13 protein-coding genes are annotated in these 15,596 nt (G+C 44.5%); 5 read left to right on the forward strand and 8 right to left on the reverse strand.

What is annotated here, in order from left to right:
* Positions 1–49 precede the first annotated feature (49 nt).
* The 3 genes from CLV42_RS11995 to CLV42_RS12005 form a co-directional block, all read right to left on the reverse strand.
* Positions 50–1,096 carry a hypothetical protein gene (locus CLV42_RS11995; RefSeq protein WP_146154367.1) on the reverse strand — a complete coding sequence of 349 codons (1,047 nt, stop codon included), beginning with the start codon at positions 1,094–1,096 and terminating at the stop codon, positions 50–52.
* A 27-nt stretch (positions 1,097–1,123) separates the two neighbouring features.
* Positions 1,124–1,540, reverse strand: a complete 417-nt coding sequence (locus CLV42_RS12000) for a MauE/DoxX family redox-associated membrane protein (protein WP_106602157.1) — start codon at positions 1,538–1,540, stop codon at positions 1,124–1,126.
* Between the two features lie 71 nt (positions 1,541–1,611).
* The gene (locus tag CLV42_RS12005) at positions 1,612–1,827 is read right to left on the reverse strand and encodes a hypothetical protein (RefSeq protein ID WP_106602158.1); all 216 of its coding nucleotides are present in this window, start codon (positions 1,825–1,827) and stop codon (positions 1,612–1,614) included.
* Positions 1,828–2,046: 219 nt separating this feature from the next.
* On the opposite strand from CLV42_RS12005, the gene CLV42_RS12010 reads away from it, so the two are divergent.
* The 5 genes from CLV42_RS12010 to CLV42_RS12030 all read left to right on the forward strand — a co-directional run bounded on the left by CLV42_RS12010 (position 2,047) and on the right by CLV42_RS12030 (position 9,540).
* A complete protein-coding gene (locus CLV42_RS12010) occupies positions 2,047–3,312 on the forward strand; it encodes a Gfo/Idh/MocA family oxidoreductase (RefSeq protein ID WP_106602159.1) in 1,266 nt (421 codons plus the stop codon).
* 18 nt (positions 3,313–3,330) lie between these two features.
* A complete protein-coding gene (locus tag CLV42_RS12015) occupies positions 3,331–4,779 on the forward strand; it encodes a HEAT repeat domain-containing protein (RefSeq protein WP_170117476.1) in 1,449 nt (482 codons plus the stop codon).
* Between the two features lie 93 nt (positions 4,780–4,872).
* Positions 4,873–5,286 (forward strand): hypothetical protein, encoded by a 414-nt coding sequence (locus CLV42_RS12020; RefSeq protein WP_146154368.1) that lies wholly within the window; start codon positions 4,873–4,875, stop codon positions 5,284–5,286.
* 408 nt (positions 5,287–5,694) lie between these two features.
* Positions 5,695–8,322 (forward strand): glycoside hydrolase family 2 protein, encoded by a 2,628-nt coding sequence (locus tag CLV42_RS12025; RefSeq protein ID WP_245901632.1) that lies wholly within the window; start codon positions 5,695–5,697, stop codon positions 8,320–8,322.
* A 483-nt stretch (positions 8,323–8,805) separates the two neighbouring features.
* Entirely contained in the window at positions 8,806–9,540 is a 735-nt protein-coding gene (locus CLV42_RS12030; protein ID WP_106602163.1) for a hypothetical protein, read from the forward strand.
* Here CLV42_RS12030 and CLV42_RS12035 read toward each other — a convergent pair.
* The 5 genes from CLV42_RS12035 to CLV42_RS12055 form a co-directional block, all read right to left on the reverse strand.
* Positions 9,524–10,762: a WcaI family glycosyltransferase gene (locus tag CLV42_RS12035; protein ID WP_106602164.1), complete on the reverse strand. Its 1,239-nt coding sequence runs from the start codon at positions 10,760–10,762 to the stop codon at positions 9,524–9,526. The genes CLV42_RS12030 and CLV42_RS12035 overlap by 17 nt on opposite strands.
* Before the next feature lie 9 nt (positions 10,763–10,771).
* Positions 10,772–12,175: an undecaprenyl-phosphate glucose phosphotransferase gene (locus tag CLV42_RS12040; protein WP_106602165.1), complete on the reverse strand. Its 1,404-nt coding sequence runs from the start codon at positions 12,173–12,175 to the stop codon at positions 10,772–10,774.
* A gap of 136 nt (positions 12,176–12,311) precedes the next feature.
* Positions 12,312–13,049 carry an FkbM family methyltransferase gene (locus CLV42_RS12045; RefSeq protein ID WP_106602166.1) on the reverse strand — a complete coding sequence of 246 codons (738 nt, stop codon included), beginning with the start codon at positions 13,047–13,049 and terminating at the stop codon, positions 12,312–12,314.
* Positions 13,046–14,149: a glycosyltransferase family 4 protein gene (locus CLV42_RS12050; protein WP_106602167.1), complete on the reverse strand. Its 1,104-nt coding sequence runs from the start codon at positions 14,147–14,149 to the stop codon at positions 13,046–13,048. The genes CLV42_RS12045 and CLV42_RS12050 overlap by 4 nt, the downstream gene beginning before the upstream one ends.
* A 5-nt stretch (positions 14,150–14,154) precedes the next feature.
* Positions 14,155–15,594 (reverse strand): hypothetical protein, encoded by a 1,440-nt coding sequence (locus CLV42_RS12055; protein WP_106602168.1) that lies wholly within the window; start codon positions 15,592–15,594, stop codon positions 14,155–14,157.
* Positions 15,595–15,596: the final 2 nt, after the last annotated feature.

Consider the following 15,596-nt stretch of genomic DNA (forward strand, 5'->3'; position numbering starts at 1 on the left):
TTTTCTGATACGACGTTTCTGACAAGTATCCTATTCCACTCGGGCATTCTCATTTGCTCAGGCTGGAAAACTCATAAAGGGCAAGGTGGTTAGTATAAGTAGCTAGTATTTTACCGTTAAAGATATAAAACGATTTCAGATGCTGCTTGCTAGGGACAGGAATATAAAAGCTTTCCAGGTACTTGTCCATATTAGTGCTGTAGACATCAATAACTGTTTCCGATTGATCTGTCAGTAAGGTTTCATTATCCGCTTTGATCAGACTGTTGACGTACAGACGGTCCTCATACAGCTGGCTTAAATAGTTGATGAGCATACGGGTGCCACTGGACTTGTACAGTATATCACTGCTGCCTGTCTTGTTCTTGCTGAGATACTGGATCTGACTTTGCGTAAAGGTGTCGATGGTATAAGCTGACCTTATTGAATGGAAGGCAGTGTCAAAGATAGTGATGCGGTTATTGTACTGATGAATGTAATAGCAGGAAGCATTCTTGTTGCTATAAAGCAGTGTACCGCTGGATGTAAGATCCTCTGTGAGCAAATTTGTTTTGGTAAGCTGCTTAGTATGAATATTGAGTTTACAGAATGATTGATCTGTTGAGTCGCCGGTAAAATATTTCAGGATGAAAACGGAGTCTGAGACCTGTACTGCATTGTTGTAGTTGGATGGGGTGGAAATAACGGTATGTTCGCCGGTTTGTAGATTATAGCATAGGATAGCTGCCATGTTATAAGCGAAAATGAATGCGTCTGGATACCCGATATGGGTACTGAAAGCATTTATGAGATGCTTGCAAATAGTGTCGCTTATCGAAAGAGAAATTGTTTTTATTGCATTGAATCCAGCATCTGTATAGGCAATAATACGGGGATCTTCAGTATGAAAATAAAGCGTCTCATTGTCAGCTCCAGCAATATAAAGAGGATGCTGCACCGGCATCTTTTTAATCAACCGCAATTTGATTTCAGGAAGAAATAGCCTGTTGAAACCGTGCTTCTTTTCGTACGGCTGACGGGAAGCATGGACGATTATAAACATGAAACCCAGTACTACTAGCGTGGTGAGTAATACGATAGATATTCTAGTTGTCATAGGAGTTGTGTCTTTAATGGATATGTGTTATGCTTTGGACTTAAAAGGAAATGTAAATATGCCGGTAAGCGCAATCAACGTGAAGATGATATTGAATACCAGGTGTTGTTCCCAATTCATTTTTGATAATATGCCACCGCAGGAACAGGGAATGAAATAACTGTAATGCAGAATGGCATAAATATATACTGTAAACAGCAGCATCAATCCGTAGGAGAGATAAAACCCTTTGAGCCTTGTAACCGGAAACAGGAGCAGGGCGGTGGTGATTATTTCAATAGCCGGAATAAACCAGGCAATAAGGCCCGAATAACCCGTAGTAAATGGGGACTGGTCCAGCTGAAACCGAAAGGTGTTATACTGTAGCAATTTGCTGATGCTGGCATAAGTAAACAGAATAGTTAACAATACCGCCGGCATTTCAAGCAGTAATTTTTTAAACATAGCTAGTCAATATTTGTGGTAACTGGTATTAGGTGTTCCTCAGACACTTTCCTGATATACAGATTCGCGAATTACTTTTCGGGTAATTTTTCATAACGGTCCCGCTTTCCACTATAGTCACTATACGGCCACCAGGAATGACGGTAGGCTGCTTCGGTCTTGTAAAAGGGTGCATGGACTTTAAAATGGGTTTTGAAAACAGGCATACCTGCGGTTTGCACTTCAGTGGAATCACCTTTGCGGACTTTACTTTTCCTGACAACAGGGATGTAGATAAGCGGCGGCATGGGTTGTGTATTAATGGTGAAAGATTTAAGGGAATCTATAGTCTATGGGTTATTACAAAGCTTTGTCACGGTTAACTATGTTATGCTACAGTTCGACACCTGTACGAATATAGAAAAATTTTGCGGTAAAAGATAGTGGACGACCCGGTCATCACAGAAATTCACACTTGCAAAATCATTTTTATATCTTGCCGCGTAGTATTCAATTTTAACCATAAAATGGAGCAGAAAAAGAATCAGTCCAGAAGGTCGTTTCTGAGGAACAGTCTAGGTACAGTGGCGGCTTTCACCATTGTACCCCGTCATGTATTGGGACGCGGCTACCTGGCCCCCAGCGATCAGCTGACCAAAGGGGTGATCGGTACCGGTGGGATGGGAAAAGTGCATTTTGGGTATGGCGGTACAAGGGTAGTAGCCATCTGTGATGTGGATAAGCTGCATCTGCAGGAGGCGAAACAGTTGCTGGGAGAAGGTGTGAAAACTTTTGATGATTACCGGGAACTAATACAATTACCGGAAGTAGATATTGTGCATATCGCTACGCCCCCGCACTGGCATGGTACTATTGCTATAGAGGCTGCCAGGGCCGGAAAGGATATCTGGTGTGAGAAGCCTATGACGCGTACGATCGGTGAAGGCAAGAGAGTGATGGAAGCGGTGCAGCAATTCGGAAGGATGTTCCGCCTGAATACGTGGTTCCGCTTTACGGACGATTTCTACGGGATGAATACACCTGTGAAGCCGATCAAAAAACTAGTGAATGCAAGACTACTCGGATGGCCACTGACGGTCACACTGAGCCGCCATACGGGTTTCGACTGGAAGCAACACTGGATCGGGAAGACGGACCTTCCTGTTACACCTGTACCTCCGGAGCTGAATTACGACCGTTGGTTAGGCCCTGCGCCTTTTAAGCCTTATCATCCTCACCGGGTACACCAGACCTTCAGGGGCTACTGGGATTATGACGGAGGTGGTTTGGGAGACATGGGACAACATTACCTGGACCCTGTACAGTATATACTCGGCAAAGACGATACAAGTCCGATATCTGTGCAGGTGGAGGCGCCACAGCAGCATCCGGATGCGGTGGGTACCTGGTCACGTATCATCTATACTTATAAAGATGGTTGCCGTATCATTCTCGATGGGGAAGGGCGGGATGAAAAGGCCGCGTTTATTGAAGGTCCCGCAGGTAAGTTATACCCTGGTTTCCGTTCTGACATACCTGACCTGGAGAAGAAACTGGCTGCTTACCCTGATCTGCCACCGCAGCTAACAGATTTTATTACATCTGTACGGGAGAGACGGAAGTTTGCACTGAATGAAGAAAACGGTCATCGTTCCTGCACACTGGTGAATATGGGGAAGATTGCATTGCAGATGGGACGTTCCCTTGAATTTGATCCCGAAAAACAATTGTTCCTGCATGATGAAGGCGCGAACAGTTTGATTGATCCACCGGCGCGTGCGTGCTGGTCATAGCAGGTTTGACATATGAACATGATGAAGAAATTACTATCCATAATTTTATTTCTGGTTTGCATCAACGTGAATGCACAGCAGGTGCAGCATCCTTATGCCGCCGGGATTAACCGTATTTTACGGCAATTGCCGGCAGGCAACCAGCAGCAGCTGGATAGCTGTATGATGCAGATAAACGCTTTAGGAACTGCAGGATTGACTGAGATGGCCTTAATGTTATATGCTCCCGGTAAGGGCGATAACACCCGCTTACAATTTGCATTATCCGGCTATGCCGCCTATGTATCAGCAGCGGCGCGGGAGGATGCGCGTAAAACAGCTATGCAGGCCTGGACAAAAGCATTGAAATTAACTACACAGCCAGAGAACAAAATATTCCTGATTGATCAGCTGCAGCTTTTTGGTGATAAAAGCGTAGTGCCTGTGTTAAAGCAATATTTATTGCAGCCGCTTTTTTGTGATCCTGCTGTACGTGTATTGAAACACATAGGTGGTTCAGAAGCGTTGATAGCGATGGAAGCAGCACTGGAAAAAGCACAGGGCCCGTGTGAGATTAGCCTGATAAAAACATTGGGCGACTTAAAGTATCTGGCTGCGGAAGGTGCCATTATTAAAAGAGCACAGTCCGAAGATCCTGTTCTGAGAAGAACCGTTTTGTTTGCACTGGCAAATATAAGAGGCGGAGATACTGGTCCTATACTGGAAGCAGCTGCAGAGAAAGTGGGATACGGATATGATGTAACAGGAGCAACAGCGGCGTATTTATTGTACGTCGCAAATCTGGGACACCAATGGCCTACAACTCCGGCGATGACCGCTGCAACTAACTTATTGAGAAGATGTAAGGGAGATAGCCTGGAACATGTCCGTATTGCGGCTTTAAAAATAGTGGCAGATGTACTGGATGATGATGCCACCAATACATTGATGATAGCATCAGACAGTAAAGATCGTGAATATAGCGCGGCTGCATTGGCATTGGCTGTGAGAATTATGAACGCTGCAAATGCAGAAAGCTGGATACAGAAAGCAGAGCGCGTAGATGGCAGCAAAAAAGCGGCCATTATTACCATGCTGGCAGATAGTAAACAACGTGCTGCAATATCCTTATTTACCAAAGTGTTAAAGGACAATGATTCACTGGTCAGAATGGCTGCGATCAATGCAGCGGGACAATTACAGAGTATTGAAATGCTTAGCCCTCTGCTAGTGGCAATGAAAACAGCAGATACTACTACCGCAAAAGCAATAGGAGATGCTCTACTGACCATTCGGAGTAGCGAAGTGCCTGGTCATATTGCGGTATCCATGCAACATGCACCTCCATACGTGCAGGTTATCTTGTTGCAGTTGCTGGCGCAAAAACAGGCGGTAGGGCAGGAACGGTTTATCAGGCTATTGCTTAATAATCCTGACCCCATTGTTGCACAGGCCGCAAAGTCAACGCTGGCGGCCATTGGACTGTAAAAAACGTTTGTGGCATCCTATTTGATATTTAATTCATATCTAATAAAGTTTATAATATCAATCTATATTAAATCACTGTCAATCGGCTCTATTATGAAATCACTCTTGCTTCTGCCAATGCTGATGTTGGGGATATTGTTCACCAGCTGCAAAAAAGAAGAAATTATTCAACAGCAAGTAGTGCAGCCTAACCGCACTATTCTTTTTGAAGTAAAACCTTCATCATGGAAATATGATTCACAAACCAAAACCTATTTTGCAGAACTTCCAATCGACGAAATAGATAATGATGTAAATCAAAATAGTGGCATACTGGTATACATCTCTTCGGATAAAGTGACCTACGAAGCTATACCTGACGTGTTTAACGGATCTACCTTCGTTTATAGCTATACTACTGGTAGCCTGTTCCTCGAAGTACAGGGCGCTGATGGGTCTACCATTAATCCTCCAAGTGCAACAGTATGGACAAAGGTTGTAATTGTAGACTCGGCTCCTATTCCATAATAAATAGCAGTTGATAAAAAAGGGGGAAGGTGATCATATCACTTTTCCCCTTTTTTTATGCCTGTCAACAGGTAACCTTTAGGTAAGCGGTATACTCGGAGAAAGCAACCTCTTTCCGGTTGCTCATTGCTGTATCTTTGTCGAGGTTTATTTATGCACTTAAACGCATAATATAACAGTTGTAGGTTTAAACAGTTGCTGGTTTAGTCTTATACCAGCATTTTTTTAAATATCTCCTTCTGGTAATAGGGAATTCACAATTAATGGTGCATTATTGCCCCTGGCTTTTTTCTGTTGCCGTCTATCCAATATTAGCCCTTCAGTATTTTGATTTTGAACTTTCAACCCATATTTTTGTCTGATTAGTGAACAAGGGGGAATCACTACCTATAAACTCTCATGCACATTATGGTTCGGAAATTACTGAATGCAACAGGTCTTTTATTAGCACCTTTTTTACCATTGGCAGCACAAAGCCAATATGAACTGAACAGTGGGTGGCAATGTAATAATATTGCCAAGGTCACTGTAAAAGGAGAAGCGCTTTCTGCGCCTTCCTACAAGCTTTCAGGCTGGTTGCCAGCCACTGTACCTGGTACGGTGCTGACAACACTGCTGAACAACAAGCTGGTGCCTGATCCCTTCTATGGAATGAACAACCAGCAGATCCCGGATATTTATACCACCGGCAAAGATCACTACACCTACTGGTTTGTAAAGGATTTCACTGAACAGAAGCCTGCTGCCGACGGACAGGTCTGGCTGCATTTCAGAGGGGTAAATGATGGCTGCGATATTTATCTGAACGGTCACCGTCTGAACCCAAATACTCATTTTGGAACGTATCTGCGTCATTCTTATAATATTACACAATGGTTGGCCAAAGACGGTAAGAACCGCCTGGCAGTGGTGGTATATCCGCCTGCTGTCGTAGGAAATCCTAATGGCGGCCAAGGTGGCGATGGTACCATTGCGAAGAACGTTGGTCCTCAGTATACTGCAGGATGGGACTGGATCCAGCCAATGCGTGACCGTAACACCGGCATATGGGACAAGGTGACCATTGAAAAGACGGGTGCTGTACGCATTAAAGATCCACAGGTCATTACAAAAGTACCTGGCGTAAGACTGCCGGAAGGAAACCAGGCGCCTGCCAATATTCTTGTGGGTGCCACCGTGGAGAATGCAACAGACAAAAGCATAGAAGGTACGCTGCGCTATAAGCTGGCTGGTAATACTGTTTCCCGGAAGGTAACACTGGCTGCGCATGCTACTGCTACAGTGCAACTGCCTGATATGGAATTGAAACAGCCGGAACTGTGGTGGCCAAATGGTTATGGTCCTCAGCATATGTATAAGCTCCAGCTGGAGTTCGTAGAGAACGCCGGTGTAGATGATACTGAAGATGTTAGCTTTGGTGTAAGGGAAATACAGACGTATTGGAATGCACATACAAGCAGCCGTGAAGTAGCGGTAAACGGCCAGCGGGTATTTATCAAAGGTGGTAACTGGATCACCTCTGACGCGATGTTCCGTTTCAGCAAGGAGCGTTACGATGCGGAAATACGTTTTCACAGGGATATGAACCTGAACCTGATCCGTATCTGGGGTGGAAGTCTGACCGAGCGGCCGGAGTTCTTCGAAGCCTGCGACAAATATGGTATGCTGGTATTCCAGGACTTCTGGATGTCAGGCGATTGTAACGGCAGATGGGTTGATCCTATGAAGAAAGAAGATCAATGGACACGTCGTCGTTATCCTGATGACCATAACCTGTTCATCGAATCTGTGGCTGACCAGATTAAGATGCTACGCAACCATGCTTCCCTGGCTTTCTGGTGTGGTGGTAATGAAATTACGCCTCCGGCGGATATACTGGCGGCCATCAAAGATTCTCTGCTGCCTTCACTGGACAATACCCGTTTCTTCTTCCATTATTCCAACACAGATAGTATGTCTTACAATACCTTAGGTGGTAATGGAGATGGTCCTTACAATATACAGCCACTGTCTGTTTTCTGGAACGAAAGAACGTTCCCTTTCAACTCTGAAGTAGGGTCTGTAGGGGTAGGCGACTACGAATCACTGGAGCGTTTCATTCCGGCAGCGAATATGAAAGTGCCTCAGAATGTAAAAGGTGGCGTGGATTCCGTATGGGATTATCATAAATATATCCCTTACTTCGATTATGTAGATCCATATGGCAAACCAAAAGATGTAAAGGATTTCGCCAATAAAGCGCAGCTCGTGAACTACGATCAGTACCGTGGCCTGATGGAAGGCTTCAGCTCACATATGTGGGACTGGTATACCGGGGTGATCATCTGGAAAACCCAGAACCCATGGACGGCTTTGCGCGGACAGATGTATGACTACTACCTCGATCCTAATGCCTGTCTGTATGGTAACCGCACAGGGGCAGCTCCGCTGCACGTAATGTGTAACCCTATAGATGGTAATATATATACTGTAAACAATACTTTCAGGTATCATACTGATGTAATGCTGGAACTGGATGCCTACGATATGCAGGGCCATAAAAAACAGCTTACCCAGGTGTTTACGGAGATCAGCCCGAAATCATTGCAGAAGTATCTTTCTGTAAAAGGAGCTATTGAGAGAATGGGTGCAAAGGAAGGTATGTTCCTGCTGGCACGTTTAAGGGACAAGGACCAGCAGATTATAGATGATAACCTGTACTGGTTCCCCGATAGCACGGGCAATTACTCTGGATTGCAGAAAATGGAGGCCGCCAAAGTACAGATAGTGGCACAAAAGGCTGGTACTGATAGTATCAGGGTGAAGATCAGTAATCCAGCCAATGGCCCGATTGCGTTTTTCAACCGCGTATCTCTGGTGGACAGCAAAACAAAGCAACGTATCCTGCCTGTTTTCTATAATGATAATTATGTGTCCGTATTGCCAGGTGAAGAGAAGATCGTGACAATCAGTGGGGAAGCGATCGGGAAAAGTAGTAATGCGGTTGTGACAGTTTCCGGATGGAATTTATCTGAACAAACGATCAGCATCAAGTAAGTAAACTTGAGAACTTTTTACAATTTCAGGGGTCGGAATAGCATTCCGGCCCCTTTTCATTTTTGTCTGAAAAGGGGTAATTTTTACCTTTTTTGAGCGGAAATGAGTATCCCTGTCCACTAAAAGTGAAAAAAGTTTGAAGCGTTTTTTCTGCTTACAAGTCCTTGTTAATGATAGGTATTACATGGTTTTTCTATCTGGTTCTCTGATATGGTCTTATTGTATTATTAATATAAAAAAATATTAATAAATAAAGTATTTACTATATTTATTACTCGAAATACACCTATTCCAAGTATTATGCCAACATTGAGATTGTCGTTTTTATCTGATTTAGTAGATTTTTCCGCGATCAGGAATGTCAGGAGCTGGTCGGCAATCGGAAGGTGTATCCTTATGAGACCATTTAAACGAAATGTTATTTCAAAATATTGTTTGAAATACTGTAGTAATAATATTAAGAGTTTTGATGAATATTCAGCAATGCGGCAATATTTCTTATTAGTAATTATTGGTATCTCAGCGTTATTAGTGGGATGCGGTGGCGGCGGAGGTGGAAAAGAAACCACGTGCCCTACGCAGAACCCTGTAATAAATTCTAACGCTCCTTTAGGCCAGAATGACGTCCTGAAATTATCTGTTTTCGGTATCGCTGAGCCTAAAACCTACACCTGGGAAGGGCCAAACGGCTTCGTATCTCACGAAAAGGCTCCTGAAATACCTAATCCCCCCAAAGGGAATCAGGTATACACACTTAGTGTGGTAACCAATGGTGGATGTACTTATACAGTTACCTCAGGTTCCATTATCGTAACTGGTCCGTGGAACCCTTGTGGTCTGGACAGTAACGTATTAAAGATCAACCAGGTTACGCAGGTATCTTTCACCAGGGTGCAGGGAATGGTTGCCAACTCCAACTATCTTATTCAAGCAGATAATGGTGGTCTGGCCTTAGCTAGCTTCGAGTTCCCTGGCAATCAGCCTCCGACCGAAGGGCAATATACCGTGACAACAGGTACCGGTGCTGTGCCTGCCGGTAAAGCAAGGATAACTTTCAACGTTACCACCCAGTCGCCTTTTACCGCAAGTCAAGGTACTGTATATGTAGCGCTGAATGGTACCACCACGATGGTGAGCTTCTGTAACGTGCAGTTCACTTCCACCAATAACGGAGCAACGAATACCACCGGTGGCGCCAATATCATGTGGAAGCCCTGATGACCTGATCTAAGCGGGACATTATTTTATCTATAGCCAAATAATTAAGAGCATATTGCCGGGCATTCCTGGTAATGTGCTCTTGTTTTTTATTAATTGCCAGGCAGATGCCTTCTTTTAAGGCTTCCGGGCTATCTGCATCTATTACGATCCCTATATTATTCTCCTTTACAAGTGTATGTAAACTGGTATGTTCATTGGCCGTTACCAATGCAAGCCCACCTACTGCCAGAATAGTGGTTAGCTTTGAAGGCATAACCAGGTCGCCGGCACTGGCTTTCTGGATAACCAGGTGTACATCTGCCATATTCAGCAGGCAGTTAAATCTGTCAAAAGGTTCAGGATCACGAAAGTGAACATTGTCCAGTTGTAAACTAACCGCCTGCCGCCGGAGTTGCTCCCGGTAAGGCCCGGCTCCGCATATCAGGAATTTTACACGGCGCTCCTTTTTCATACTATCAGCTACCTGAAGAATGGCCTCCAATCCCTGCTTTTCTCCGATAGCTCCGGCATACAATATTACCTTGTCAGTAACAGCAAACCCATATTCGGTCTTGATCTGTTCCCGATTTGCCAGCGGATGGAAAAATACAACATCTACCCAGTTGGGGAAGAAAGATATCTCTCGTTCTGTTTTCTCCCGTACTTTTTTCATCATACCGTCTGAAATGCTGCTGATAATATCAGCATGGCGCAGTATGTATTTTTCCATACGGAACAATGATCTTATCAGAAAAGGGGAGGAGATCATCTGCAGATCACGGGCAGCCTCGATCTGTAAATCCTGTATGTGATAAAGAAACCTCGCGCCGCGGATCTTCTTGTACAGCATAGCGAGTAATCCCAGGTGAAAGGGGGGCGCTACCACCACTACTATGTCTGCTTTACGTGTAAATAGTTGTTGCAGTGATTTCGCCGTTACAGACAGCGCGAAAGAGAAGTCCATCAGCAACCTCTTTTTCCCTGAAGGATTGGAGGGAATATATTGCGGACATCTGTGAACAGTGATCCTGGCGTCGCCTGTCACCTCTTTCCTGAACCAATACCTGCTTTTCTGATAAGGCGCCTGCACCTTCCATTGAGGATAATGAGGGAACGATGTGATAACAGTACAATCATAGTCATTGTCCGCCAGCCATCTGATCATCTCGCCGTTGTATTTTCCAATTCCTGTAAGTTCTGGTGCAAAATTTCCACCTATCAATAATAAACGTTTGGACATAAGTGGCTATCAATAGGCGTTTTTATCTCCCTTTATCATATTCATTAATGTCTGGAAAATGATCTGACAATCCAGCCAGAAGCTGTAGTTATCTATATACCAGATATCCATATCTACACGTTTCTGCATTTGTCCGGAAAAACGGGTTTCCCCTCTGCAGCCATTTACCTGCGCCCAGCCGGTAATACCGGGTTTCACCATTTGCCTGAGCATGTAATGTTCCACCGTTTCCCTTGCTTCAATATGCAGGGGTGTGGCATGAGGGCGCGGTCCTACAAAAGACATGTTACCCATCAGCACGTTGATACACTGTGGCAGCTCGTCCAGGTTGGTTTTGCGCAGAAAACGCCCAATGCTTGTTACCCGCTGATCATCGCGTGTGGCCTGCATGAACTTTCCGTTTTCATCCACATCCGATGCTTCCACTTTCATAGAGCGGAATTTATAACAGGTGATCTTTTTATTTTTATAGCCCCATCGTTCCTGTTTAAACAGTACAGGCCCTTTGGATGTCATTTTTATAAGGATAGCGATCAGTATAAATAGCCAGCTGAAAGCTATAAAAATGAAGAGGGTGAGGCAAATGTCAAAGGCCCGTTTCATGCGCTGAAGGCCGGGATCGTCGAGCGCAAATGACCGGATATTTACCAAAGGGATAGAGCCCAGCAGATTCATACTGGTAGTGGGTGTACAATACTGGTGTACATCTGCAATGATCTTCACTCTTTTGGCGGCTCTTTCACTGGCCATGATAATTCCCGCTGTTTGTTCCTTTGCTGTTTCCGGTAATGCTACTATTACATCATCAATCTCATTGGACTCGAGGATATGTGTCAGCTCAGAAAGCTTACCCAGATAACGGCCGTTTATCTGTGCATTGCTATGATCATCTACAAAGCCTACGCAGTTATAACCAAAATGATTATTGGCAGTAATGGTATCATAAAAATTCATACCCGTCTGACCGGTGCCAACTATCAATACATTCGTGGGATTGGTGTGATGGGTTCTCCAGCGCAGCAGTAACTTCTTCACGATATACTTTGTCGTAATAATGCCGATGAATAAATAGGCACCATACAGTAAGGTGAAGGTACGTGGATAAGGATATAATTTGAAGCAGTAAAAGAATAGGAACGAAAACACGCAGACATGCAGCAAAACATTTTTGAGTATAGCTACAAACTCAAAAGCGAAAGAGCTTGTCTTCTGATAATCGTCATACAGGTGCAGGGACGTACCGGTTATAGTCCACGTAAAGAGACTAAACGCCAGTAAAAATATATTGAAGTTCGATAAGAACACATCTCCCTTTGACGCGATATATTGTCTTGTTAATAAGAACGCGGCAGCCAATACGATATAATCAACAGTCTGCCTTAGAAACTGACTTGCATGAATATGTTGTTTCATATGAGTGTCGGTTTAAAAGCTTTAGGGACAAATCGTCGGGATCCAATGATGTGTGAGCCTGCATCTGGTGATAAGCTTTTGGGATATTGGTAATACAATGCAATAGCTTTTGTTGTGGTGAATGATGTCGGTGGTGTTACTTTTTTCTCTTATACAGGAGATCCATCTGCAGGATCTGTAATTCATCTGTCTGTAAAAATCCTACTGGCGCTATAAACTCGAAGCCCAGCTCTTTAACATAATTATGCATTTCATCGAATAATGGCTCCCCGTCATACATCTGGACAAACGAAGTCTCGAACAGTAGATAGTCTATTTGCTCAAGACAGTGTACTGCTCCCTTGAGTACTTCTTTTTCAAAACCCTGCACGTCCAGTTTCAGTAATACCGGATGTTTGACAGCAATCTCAGGCAACAGTTCATCCATGCATTTTACAGGTACACTGATCTGATCAGCTGCTGCTGTTTGGGGAAGGAGTTGCTGTTGCAATGAAGATACATGCAAAGCCGAACTGGCATGTGAGTAATGATTGGCGTAAAAATCCAGTGTCCCCGTAGTGCTGCCCAGTGCAAAGTTGTAAGTGTGTATGCCGGGTACATTCCGGGTATTCTGCTTCAGCGCAGAGTATACCGCTGGTATGGGTTCAAAGGAGTGAATGCCGGCATTGGGATAAAAATGCATGGCTGATAACGCAAACTGTCCCCTGTTGGCGCCCACATCCAGGATGGTGTTGACTTCCGGAATGTAGCGCTTACAGTTGTGCAGCAGTTGTGTGGAAGCAATGGATACGCCTTTTTTCAGTAATGACGTTAATCCCCTGCCGGATTGTGAGAAAACTTTAGCAGCTTCTGCTAACTTGAAGATAAGGTTCATGACGAAAATTTATTGTTCCAGCAATCTTTATAAAAACGTATTGTTTCTCTTACGCTCTTCTGCCAGGTGAACAACCTTGCTTGTGCTAAACCAGCCTGTATGACCTGCTGCCGGAATGTCTGGTCTTCCAGCAGTAATATTTTTTCTGCGAATGTTGCTGCAGTTATTTCAGTGGTAAGCAAACCAGCACTGCCGGTTACTTCAGGTATGGATGTACAGTTGCTGGCTACAACGGGGCAACCTGCTTTCATGGCCTCTCCTGGCGGAAATCCAAATCCTTCATAGCACGAGGGATAGAGCAGGCACCAGGCATAATTGTAAAGTGTATTCAGTTCACGGGGGAGCACATGCTCCATGACAACATAACGACCACGGATCTTTTCTTCAGCAAGTAATTGTTCCTGCTTTGTCCAGCTGCCACCACCGGCTATCACCAGCTTATATGGCGCCGGTAATTGTGCAATGACATCCAACGCAATGTTGAAATTCTTGTAGTTGTTCCGGCCGCCTACATACAATATGTAGGGAGCGGCTACCGGGACAGGTAATACAGGAACTGAAGGATTATTTTTATCCAGCGGAAAAAAGGTATCTGCAATGCCATGATGTACCACTTTCAGCTTCGCCGGATCGGTATCAGGGTAGAAATGTAGCAATTCCTTCCGGGTGCTGTCAGAAATACAGATGATACCGTCCGCCCGTTTTATACCGTAGGCCTTTTGCCGGGTGTTTGCCAATCCACGCGGGAAAGGAGTTGCTATTTTTCGTTCGTGGGCGAAATCATGTACGGTAAGAATATTCACGATATCCTTTTGTGGTGACACACGCAGGTAACCACCATGGAAAATGGCATTGGGGGGTAAGGAATATTGAAGAGGCAGATAGCGCAAGTATTTTGGCGGAATCCAGCTTTCGCGGAAGCAGGGATGACGATGATAATCCAGCTGTTGTTCAAAAATGTTGGAAGGATTTAATCCCGCGTTCAGGAAATTGACAGCCAGACCGGCATTGCACATCCCTTGCAGCAGCTCGTACCAGTAGACAGATACGCCACCGGCTTTTTGTATAGTGAAAACGATATTGTCAAGAAATATCTGCATAAGCCCTAATAAGAATGATCAGGTTTATATATTGTCAACAAGGGTGATTCATCCGGATCATAAGTGCATAGCAACGCTGTAATGATCAGGAAAAGATCTATCTGACTGAAGAAGAAACACACCCATATAAAAGCAAAATAGCTGCTCTGAAAAAGAGGTATATCCCGTCTGGTTTGTGTCAGTATAGTGAAGAAGATGATCAGGGAAAAGATGCCAAATTCCGCCATTATATAGAACCATCTCATGTTGAGGTTATGGCCGCCTATCCCATTCAACCTGTTCTCGTAATTCATCTGTCCGAAGAAGTATTGTGCCGGAATAAAAGTGCTGTTGCCTGCCCCATAGCCCGACAAAAGCAGGTATGGCTGATCTCTGAAGAAGTCCACTACCGGTAGCTCCATATCCCGCTGGAGGGGCATTCCCAGTATAACATTGTTTTTCTGCCAGAAGGTATTGTCATACCGGTATACCGATCTTTTAAATACCAGCTGATACATGGTGCTGTTCTGGTTTTTGGCATACAGCTTTATAAAGTAGTCTTTGGACTCGGCGATGACGAGGAACAGCCCGATAATGATTCCCAGGGTACCGGTTATTTTGAGCCGGGTGGAAGATATCCGGGATACTACCATGAATACCAGTGTAGCCGACAGCATATTGATCCAGAACGTCTGTGACACCGTCAGTATGCCCATCAGTACAGAGAGGGCCGCCATGCGGTATTCTTTGTCTCTCATGAACAGGGGAATACATAAAGAAAGGAAGGCGCTGAACACTTTAGGCTCTCCGAATAATGCCTGTACACGGATGCTGAAGATGAATGTGGATGCTTCCATCATATACCGTTGTTGCAGGCCCAGTATCTCTCCAAGCGTTTCATTATGTAAAATGATCTGGCAGAATATCTGCAGCGCGGCGATCACAAAAGAGAATTTCGCGATCCTTTTCATTACATCTGCGAAGAAATCAAATGAGATCTTTTCTTTATCCTGCAGGATCTTGGCGCCGATGGCAAATAGGGGCAGGTATGTTTTTATGTAGAAATAAACGGGCCGCAGATAGAAGGCTGTTTGCTTACCTGGTGGATAATAGAACGGATCCCTGTAAAACTGCACGATCAGGAATATGACAATGCTCGACAAGGCAGGAAGTACCAGTAGTAACAGGAATTTCCGGCGTATATAGATCTCTCCCCTTATGAAGAGATGTATCTGCTCAAGCAAAAAGGCGGCGCTCACGAAGAAGGTCGCGGTAAAGGTAGGACCCACTTTAAGCATAGTGTATGCCTCAGTAGCAAACGCGTACAGTATGGCCTCCAGCGCAGTAATACGGTTATGGTAATGCAGATGCAGTAATGTGCCGGCAATTATCAGCGGCATGGTTTCTTTGAAAACCTCCACATAGATATTGCTGCTTACAAGTATATCATAGATTGTATCTGCCATAG

Source organism: Chitinophaga ginsengisoli (assembly GCF_003014595.1).
GTDB classification, from domain to species: Bacteria; Bacteroidota; Bacteroidia; order Chitinophagales; family Chitinophagaceae; genus Chitinophaga; species Chitinophaga ginsengisoli.